The sequence below is a fragment of the Tabrizicola sp. genome (genome assembly GCF_034366665.1).
Lineage (GTDB): Bacteria > Pseudomonadota > Alphaproteobacteria > Rhodobacterales > Rhodobacteraceae > Tabrizicola.
The window spans coordinates 1-6,582 of sequence record NZ_JAXMMF010000091.1 but is presented as its reverse complement, the minus strand read 5'-3'; the positions used below and the strand labels follow the sequence as shown (position 1 = coordinate 6,582).

The following is a 6,582-nucleotide window of genomic DNA, read 5'->3' as shown; positions in this document are numbered from 1 at the left end:
CGACAACCGAGTCCAGTTCTTCGGTCAGGGTCCAGGCGGCGCTGGCTATGCGCTGGGTCTGATAGTCCGACAACAGGCCCGCCGAATGGTCAGCCTGAGCCAACGCCAGCGCCGGGATCGCGGTCTTGTCGTAGTAGTCGGCCAGGAAATGCTTGGAGGTCGAGGTCGTTGCGGCCTCGGTGAACTCGATGATCCGGCCGGCAAGAAGGCGGTCATAAAGCCGGGCCGAGTCGGCCAGGACGGGCTTGTCGCCGAACATTATCGGGAACAGTCGCAGGCTGGGTACGTGGTGGCCGATAACGACAAGGCAGACGGTAAGCGGCGTTGCGATGATCAGCCCCATCGGCCCCCAGAGCCAGGTCCAGAACATGGCGGACACGATGACGGCCAGGGGCGAGACTCCGGTCCGGCTGCCGTAGAACCAGGGTTCGATGATGTTCGACGTGGTAAACTCGACCACCAGAAACAGCGCCCCGGTCCACAGGACCAGCGACCAGTCGGGCGAGACGGCAAAGGCCATCAGCAAGGGCAGGATCGCCGAAATCGCCGAGCCGATATAGGGCACAAAGCGCAGGACCAGCGTGACCAGACCGAAGAACAGCGCATTGGGAACGCCGATCATCCACAGGCCCAGCCAGATCGGGATCGCATAGATGACGTTCACCAGAAGCTGCGCCAGAAGATAGGTCGAGACGCGGCCCCCTGCCTCGGCCAGCAGGCGCGAGGTGGCCAGAATGTTGGCACCGCCGATCAGCTGCACAAGCCGGTCGCGCAGTGTCGCACGTTCCAGCAGCGCGAAGATGACCACGACGAAGATCAGGCCGAAGATCCCCACGGGCGCCAGTGCGGGAAGGATGATGTTGGTCAGCCATTCGCGCACCCCCGGCTGTTCGACGACCTCGACCTTCATCGTCGGGTTCGCAGTCTCGGGGTCGGCAGAGATGCGTTCGGAGATCCGCTCGACCATGCCTTGCAGGTGGGCGATGATCTTGCTGTCCGCGCCTGCGTCCAGGATCGTGTCGACCTTGGTCAGGACGTTGCCCTGATACTGCGGCAGGTTCATGCCGATCTGGCTGATCTGGTAGGCCAGGACCAGGACAAAGGCGGCCACCAAAGCTCCGGCGGCCAGCACGGTCACGATCACCGCAGGCATGTCGCGCAACCCCCAACGGCGCAGGTAATTCACCACGGGCGTCAGGATGAAGGCGAACAGCATCCCCAGGGCCAACGGCAGGAACAGGTCCTGCGCGACATAAAGGATTGCGACGACGGCGATGATGGTGGCAAGCGTGGTCAGCGAGACGATGGAGTGGCCAGGGCCGGACCAGAGATCTGCACGATCTTTCTGCGTCATGACGACGTCATCGGTCTTTGGCATTCTGTCCCCCGGCTAAACCGGAGTGAGAACGCCCCTGGACCATCGCGGTTCCCGCAAGTTTGACGTTTCTCGGGAACTGCGTGGCCCGTTCAGCGTTGCGGCAGGGTTAAGTGCGATCGGGTCAAGATGGCGGAGGTCAAGATGGCGACTGTGGAATCCGGGCGGAAGGTCATCCTGATCAATGACGCGGTGCTTGCCCTCCCACGCGAAACCTTGGCGCTGGATCCGGGGGCACGGGTCTTTGTCGCCGGGCGGTCCGTGGTGCAGATGACCCTGGCCGAGCTGGCGGTACCCGACGCGCAGATGATCCTGACCGATTTCCGCCAGAGCGCGTCATTGGGTGCGTTGAATTCCACCTTGCAGGCGGCGGGCGGGCTGGACCGGTTGATCCTTGCCGCGGATGGCGATGAAAGCGAGACGGTGTTCTCGATCATGTGCGCCGTGCTGACCTTCCGGTCGGCGCTGCGGCGGCGGCGCGGGCGGATCGATCTGATCCTGCAGGACGGTCGGGCCGTGGGGTCGCTGGTCGAATTCCTGCAGCGCATCGGTGGCACGCTGGATCTGGACGGCATCTCGACCGAATTGCGCGTCAGCGCAGCGCGGGCCATCCGGGCCGTCGCCTGACTTTACCGCCGTTCCCCATACTGCTGTTCCCCATACTGCTGTTCCGCATGAAAAAAGGGCTGCGAGGTCATCGCAGCCCAGTCAAGGGAAGGCGGCAGGGAAGGACCGCTTCCTCAGGGGACAGAGGTCACCTGGTCATCATTCCGCGCACCAGCGAGATGACGAACAGGATGATGAAGATGACGAACAGGATCTGAGCGATCCCGGCCGAAGTGCCAGCGATGCCACCAAAGCCCAGAACGCCGGCGATGATCGCGATGATCAGAAAAGTCACAGCCCAGCCAAGCATGGGTTTTCTCCTTTGATTTCAGAAAGCCCCGCAGGGCAAAGCGTCAGATTGGATGATGAACACCGGTTGGGCCGGATCGGTTCCCTGGGGTCCGCAAGATTTCGGGACAGGACGGAAGCGTGGGAACCGGATGGCCGTTTCAGGACTTGTATTCCCAGACTGACGGCGCCGCGACGACAGCGCCGGACGAAGTATCCCAACGGATTTCAGGAGAACTGCGATGAACGCGAACGACAAGGACACGGCGAACCGGGGCCAGATGCAGTCGGCTTCCACCAGCGAGATGGAGCGCAAGATCCAGAACGCGGGCAAGGCCGCGATGGATGCTGCCGGGACCACGGCGGAAACCGTGAAGCACAACGTCGACGAGTTCGGCAAGTCGGTGCGCGACACGGCCTCGTCGGTCAAGGACGCGGCGTCGGATGCGATGGACGAGGGCCGCTCCCGCGTGAGCAGCATCGTCGGCAAGGCGCAGGACATGGCGCACGACACGAAAGAGGCCATCGTCAGCGGCGCGGGTTCGACGCTGTCGGCGGTGAAGGACGTGGCCGTCGAAAAGGCGGACATGGCCCGCGAAAGCCTGTCGGACGTCGGTGAGCGGCTGGCCGCAACGCTGGAGCGCGCCTCGGGCGAAGGCGACAGCGATGCGCTGAAGTCGCGGGTGATGACATCGGTCGCGCAGGGTCTGCACTCGGCCTCGGACGCGCTGCGGCAGCGGTCGGTCTCGGACCTGACGGCGGACGTCAAGACGCTGGCCAAGCGTCATCCCGGGGCGTTCATGGCAGCGGCGGCCGTGGTCGGTTTCGCGGCGGCACGCTTCATCCGGTCTTCCAGCAAGCGCCGGATGGCCGAGCATGACAGCGATTACGGCCAGGGACCGCGGGTCTGATGCGCGGGAGCGAACCAGAGACCGAAGGCATTCGGACCCTGATGTCCGAAGTGATTGGCAGCCTTGGCCGTCTCGTCCGGGGCGAGCTGATGCTGGCCAAGGCCGAGGCGACCGAGGGCGTGAAGCACGCCGTGGGTGGGTTGGTGAAGATTGCCATCGCGGCGATCGTTGCCCTGGTCGGTCTGAATGTGCTGGCCGGTGCCGCTGTTGCAGCGCTGGCGGCGACCGGGATTGGCCCGGCCTGGGCCTCGCTGATCGTCGGCGTCGCACTTTGTGTGCTGGCGCTGATCCTGGTGCTGGCCGGTCGGTCAGCACTGCAACTGCGCGGGATCTGGCCGGACCGGGCGCTGCGTGGCGTCCGGCGCGACGCGGAAGCGATGCAGGCCGGCCTCAACGAAGGAGCACGACATGTCTGAACGAAGCATGACCGAGATCGAACAGTCGCTGGAACGCGACCGGCAGGCGTTGGCGCAGGCCCTGGTGGCGCTGCGGCATCGTCTGGACCCGGCAACGCTGATTTCCGAAGGCAAGGCCGCGCTGATGTCGCAGGCCCAACCGCTGGTGTCGCGGGTGGATGGCGTGGTGCGCGGCCATCCGATGGCGGCAGCGGCAGCCGGGGTGGCCATCGCCGCGCTGATCTTTGGGCGCAAGGCGATCAGCGACCGGGATGACGCGGGGTCCGTGGCGGTTCCGGCGCGGTTCGAGGCGCTGACGCGCTGGGAAGACGAAGGTGGCCCGCCCGCCCCCGAACCGGTGGACCCCGAGGAGGACTGGCTGACCGAGGCGCGTGGATTGCGTCTGAACGCCAAGCAGCTCTTGCGCCAGATCGACGACGCGGCGCGGCGGGGCCTTGCCCCGGCGGCGCAACTGGCCAAGCACCGCGCCGAGGTGATGTCGGCCCTGGCGGTCGAGACGCGCACTGTGCTGGGCAAGGGGCTGGAGTCGCTGACCGAGGCCGCTCGCGACCAGGCCCTGCAGGCCCGCGAGAAGGTTTACCTGGGCCGGATCGCCCTGGCCGAAAAGGGCCGCGCGCAGGTGGAAGAACACCCGCTGCTGACCGGTGCCCTGGTGGCAGCGGCAGGGGTGGCCCTGGCCTTCCTGTTCCCGCAGACCGAGACCGAGGATCGCCTGATGGGCGAGGCACGCGACCGGCTGCTGGACGATGCGATCACCGCGGCAAAGTCCGAGGCGGTAAAGGCCAGCGAACTGGCGCAGACGCTGGGCTCGGCTTTGAAAAGCGACATCGCCAGTGCGGCCTCGGTCTTCACGCCGTCCGGGCAACACCAGACGTCGGCGCGCCACCACTGACTTGCAGAGATTGGCCTGAACAGAGTGGACCGGCCCCGTTGTGGGCCGGTTCTTTCATGTCCGCCGCAGCGGATTGCGCCGGGGAAAGACAAGATCGACTGTCGCGCGGCCCTCTTCCAGCCGGATGCTGACCGTCCCGGAAAGCTGCGCCGCGAATTGCTTGAGCATCCGTTGCGGCAGCGAGACCAGACCATCGGTCAGTTGCGGACGAAGCTCTGCCACCTCGGGCCCCTCGACGCTGAGGCGGATGGTGCCGTCGCTTTCGGTAAGGGCGACAGAAACCTCGTCCTTGCCCAACCCCCCGCGCGAGAAGTAGCAGCCGATCGCCTCGGCCAGGGCAAGGGCCAGGGGCACAGCGGCTTCGGCGTCAATGCGGACCGGCTGCAGCCGCTTCGAGGCGACGCCCAGCGCCACGCCGTGAATCTCTTTCAGCCGCTTGATGACATTGGACAGGATCTCGTCGACCGAGACATCCCTGGCCCGACAAGGTGTAAAGGCTGGTGTGGGTGGACGACAGGGCGATGACCCGGTTGATCAGCCCGTCCAGCACCGAGCGCAACTTCTGGTCCGCCGCCTCACGCCGGTACATCCGCATGATCGAGGCGATGATCTGCAGGCTGTTGCCGCTGCGGTGGCTGACTTCGCGGATCAGGACATCCTTGTCGACGACAAGGTTCTGCAGCTCGGCTTCTTCCTGCTCGATGGTGCGGATCATCAGCTCGTAAGCGGCGTGCAGGCGCTGGATCTCGTCCGGGGCACCGTCCATGTCCGGGATCTGCATCCGCTGCCGCGAGGTGACATAGTCGGTCATCGACCGGGACAACGCGCGGACATGGCGGACGACAAGGCGATTGGACGCGAAGGCGGCGGCAACCAGGGCGGCAATCCAGGTCAGGGCCGGCATCAGGTAGGGAACCGCCATGTTGGTCCAGAAGCTGGCGTTGTCCGGCCGCCAGACCGACACAAGGAACAGGTTCCGCGCCACCGTGACCACCGACAGGATATGCCGGGAATTCCCCTCTTCGACGAAGAACGAGGTGTTGGACAATCGTGCCAGCTCGGCGACGGTATGATTGCCCGGAATTGCAGCGTCTGGCGCCAGATCCGGCTGAGACGAGACCAGGACCTTTCCATCGCCGGTGAAGGAGGCGAAGTAGACCGGGTTCCACATCGCGACGGAATCGTCATAGGCCTCGGGGGACAGGGCTCCATAGGCCAGCGAGACCACCACAAAGCCCATGAAGCTTCCATCCGGGGCAAAGACCGGATGCCGGACGCCCACAACCGCCTGCTGCGAGAGCTGCCCTTGCGCATCGTAGATCAGGCTGGGCAAGGGCAGTTCCAGCATCTTCTGGAAGTCCTCGTTGCCCGCCAGATCATAGACCTTGCCCGTCGACGCACAGGTCACAAGCCCGCTTTTCGGGACGTAGGCCACCACCGTGGCCTGCGCGATCTCGCGCTTGACCGAGGTGACCTGCTGGACACAGGACGGGCCGCCCCCGGTGGGGCGACCGACGACCGAGGCCAGCACGCGGGCCGACACCTGGGCTTCCTTGATCACTTCGATCTGGTCGCGCATCGCCTGAAGCGCCGCCCCGCCGACACCCTTCAGCGTGGATTGATCCACCTGGTACAGCGCATCACGGGTCTGGACGACCGACAGGACGCCAAGCGGCATCAGCGCAAGGATGATCGTCGAGCCAAGGCGCACACCAAGGCTTCTGAACGAGAGAAACGCTTTCAGCTGACGGATCAGAATCCGGCTGCAGCCGTGCGCATCACGACTGCCTGGGTTGCTCCGTCGGTGCCGGAAAACATGTCCTCTCCGTCTTTCAGGTGCAGCAGTTCTGCCAGACGTTTCCGGGCGCGGCTAGCGCGGCTTTTGACCGTGCCGATGGCAACACCCATCATTTCGGACGCCTCTTCGCAGGAAAAACCGGATGCGCCGACCAGTGTCGCTTTTCCTTCACGATTTCACTGCGTGGTTTTCACATGATTTCCGCAAGGTACCTCCGGAAGTGGCGCGGGTTTCTGCTTTGCGATTTCAATTTCATTATGGACTTCAATAGGTTTTGAAGGGCACGGCGGCATGAC

The 6,582-nt window shown here is 64.8% G+C and carries 8 protein-coding genes and 1 pseudogene; 4 read left to right on the top strand and 5 right to left on the bottom strand.

The features are described from left to right. On the bottom strand, nucleotides 1–1,378 hold a 1,378-nt coding region (locus tag U1E69_RS12130; RefSeq protein ID WP_322244629.1), incomplete at its 3' end, for an AI-2E family transporter. A gap of 141 nt (nucleotides 1,379–1,519) precedes the next feature. On the opposite strand from U1E69_RS12130, the gene U1E69_RS12125 reads away from it, so the two are divergent. Further along, entirely contained in the window at nucleotides 1,520–2,002 is a 483-nt protein-coding gene (locus U1E69_RS12125) for a hypothetical protein (RefSeq protein ID WP_322244628.1), read from the top strand. Nucleotides 2,003–2,129: 127 nt separating this feature from the next. Here the strand turns inward: U1E69_RS12125 and U1E69_RS12120 are convergent, their stop codons facing one another. After that, nucleotides 2,130–2,291 (bottom strand): DUF1328 domain-containing protein, encoded by a 162-nt coding sequence (locus tag U1E69_RS12120; RefSeq protein WP_295072261.1) that lies wholly within the window; start codon nucleotides 2,289–2,291, stop codon nucleotides 2,130–2,132. Nucleotides 2,292–2,511: 220 nt separating this feature from the next. Here U1E69_RS12120 and U1E69_RS12115 point away from each other — a divergent pair, with 220 nt between their 5' ends. From U1E69_RS12115 to U1E69_RS12105, 3 genes are read left to right on the top strand one after another with little or no spacing between them, the layout of a single operon-like run. Then, the gene (locus U1E69_RS12115) at nucleotides 2,512–3,180 is read left to right on the top strand and encodes a hypothetical protein (protein WP_322244627.1); all 669 of its coding nucleotides are present in this window, start codon (nucleotides 2,512–2,514) and stop codon (nucleotides 3,178–3,180) included. Further along, a complete protein-coding gene (locus U1E69_RS12110; protein ID WP_322244626.1) occupies nucleotides 3,180–3,596 on the top strand; it encodes a phage holin family protein in 417 nt (138 codons plus the stop codon). The genes U1E69_RS12115 and U1E69_RS12110 overlap by 1 nt, the downstream gene beginning before the upstream one ends. Then, nucleotides 3,589–4,488: a hypothetical protein gene (locus U1E69_RS12105; RefSeq protein ID WP_322244625.1), complete on the top strand. Its 900-nt coding sequence runs from the start codon at nucleotides 3,589–3,591 to the stop codon at nucleotides 4,486–4,488. The genes U1E69_RS12110 and U1E69_RS12105 overlap by 8 nt, the downstream gene beginning before the upstream one ends. A 54-nt stretch (nucleotides 4,489–4,542) precedes the next feature. Here U1E69_RS12105 and U1E69_RS12100 read toward each other — a convergent pair whose 3' ends face one another. The 3 genes and pseudogenes from U1E69_RS12100 to U1E69_RS12090 all read right to left on the bottom strand — a co-directional run. After that, complete coding sequence (locus U1E69_RS12100; protein WP_322244624.1) at nucleotides 4,543–4,902, bottom strand: hypothetical protein; 360 nt, start codon at nucleotides 4,900–4,902, stop codon at nucleotides 4,543–4,545. Further along, on the bottom strand, nucleotides 4,856–6,199 hold the full coding sequence (locus U1E69_RS12095) for a histidine kinase dimerization/phosphoacceptor domain -containing protein (protein WP_322244623.1): 1,344 nt from the start codon (nucleotides 6,197–6,199) through the stop codon (nucleotides 4,856–4,858). Before U1E69_RS12095 ends, U1E69_RS12100 begins: the two co-directional genes overlap by 47 nt. Before the next feature lie 41 nt (nucleotides 6,200–6,240). Beyond that, a pseudogene (locus tag U1E69_RS12090) lies at nucleotides 6,241–6,441 on the bottom strand (sigma factor-like helix-turn-helix DNA-binding protein); the annotation flags it as partial. Nucleotides 6,442–6,582 lie beyond the last annotated feature (141 nt).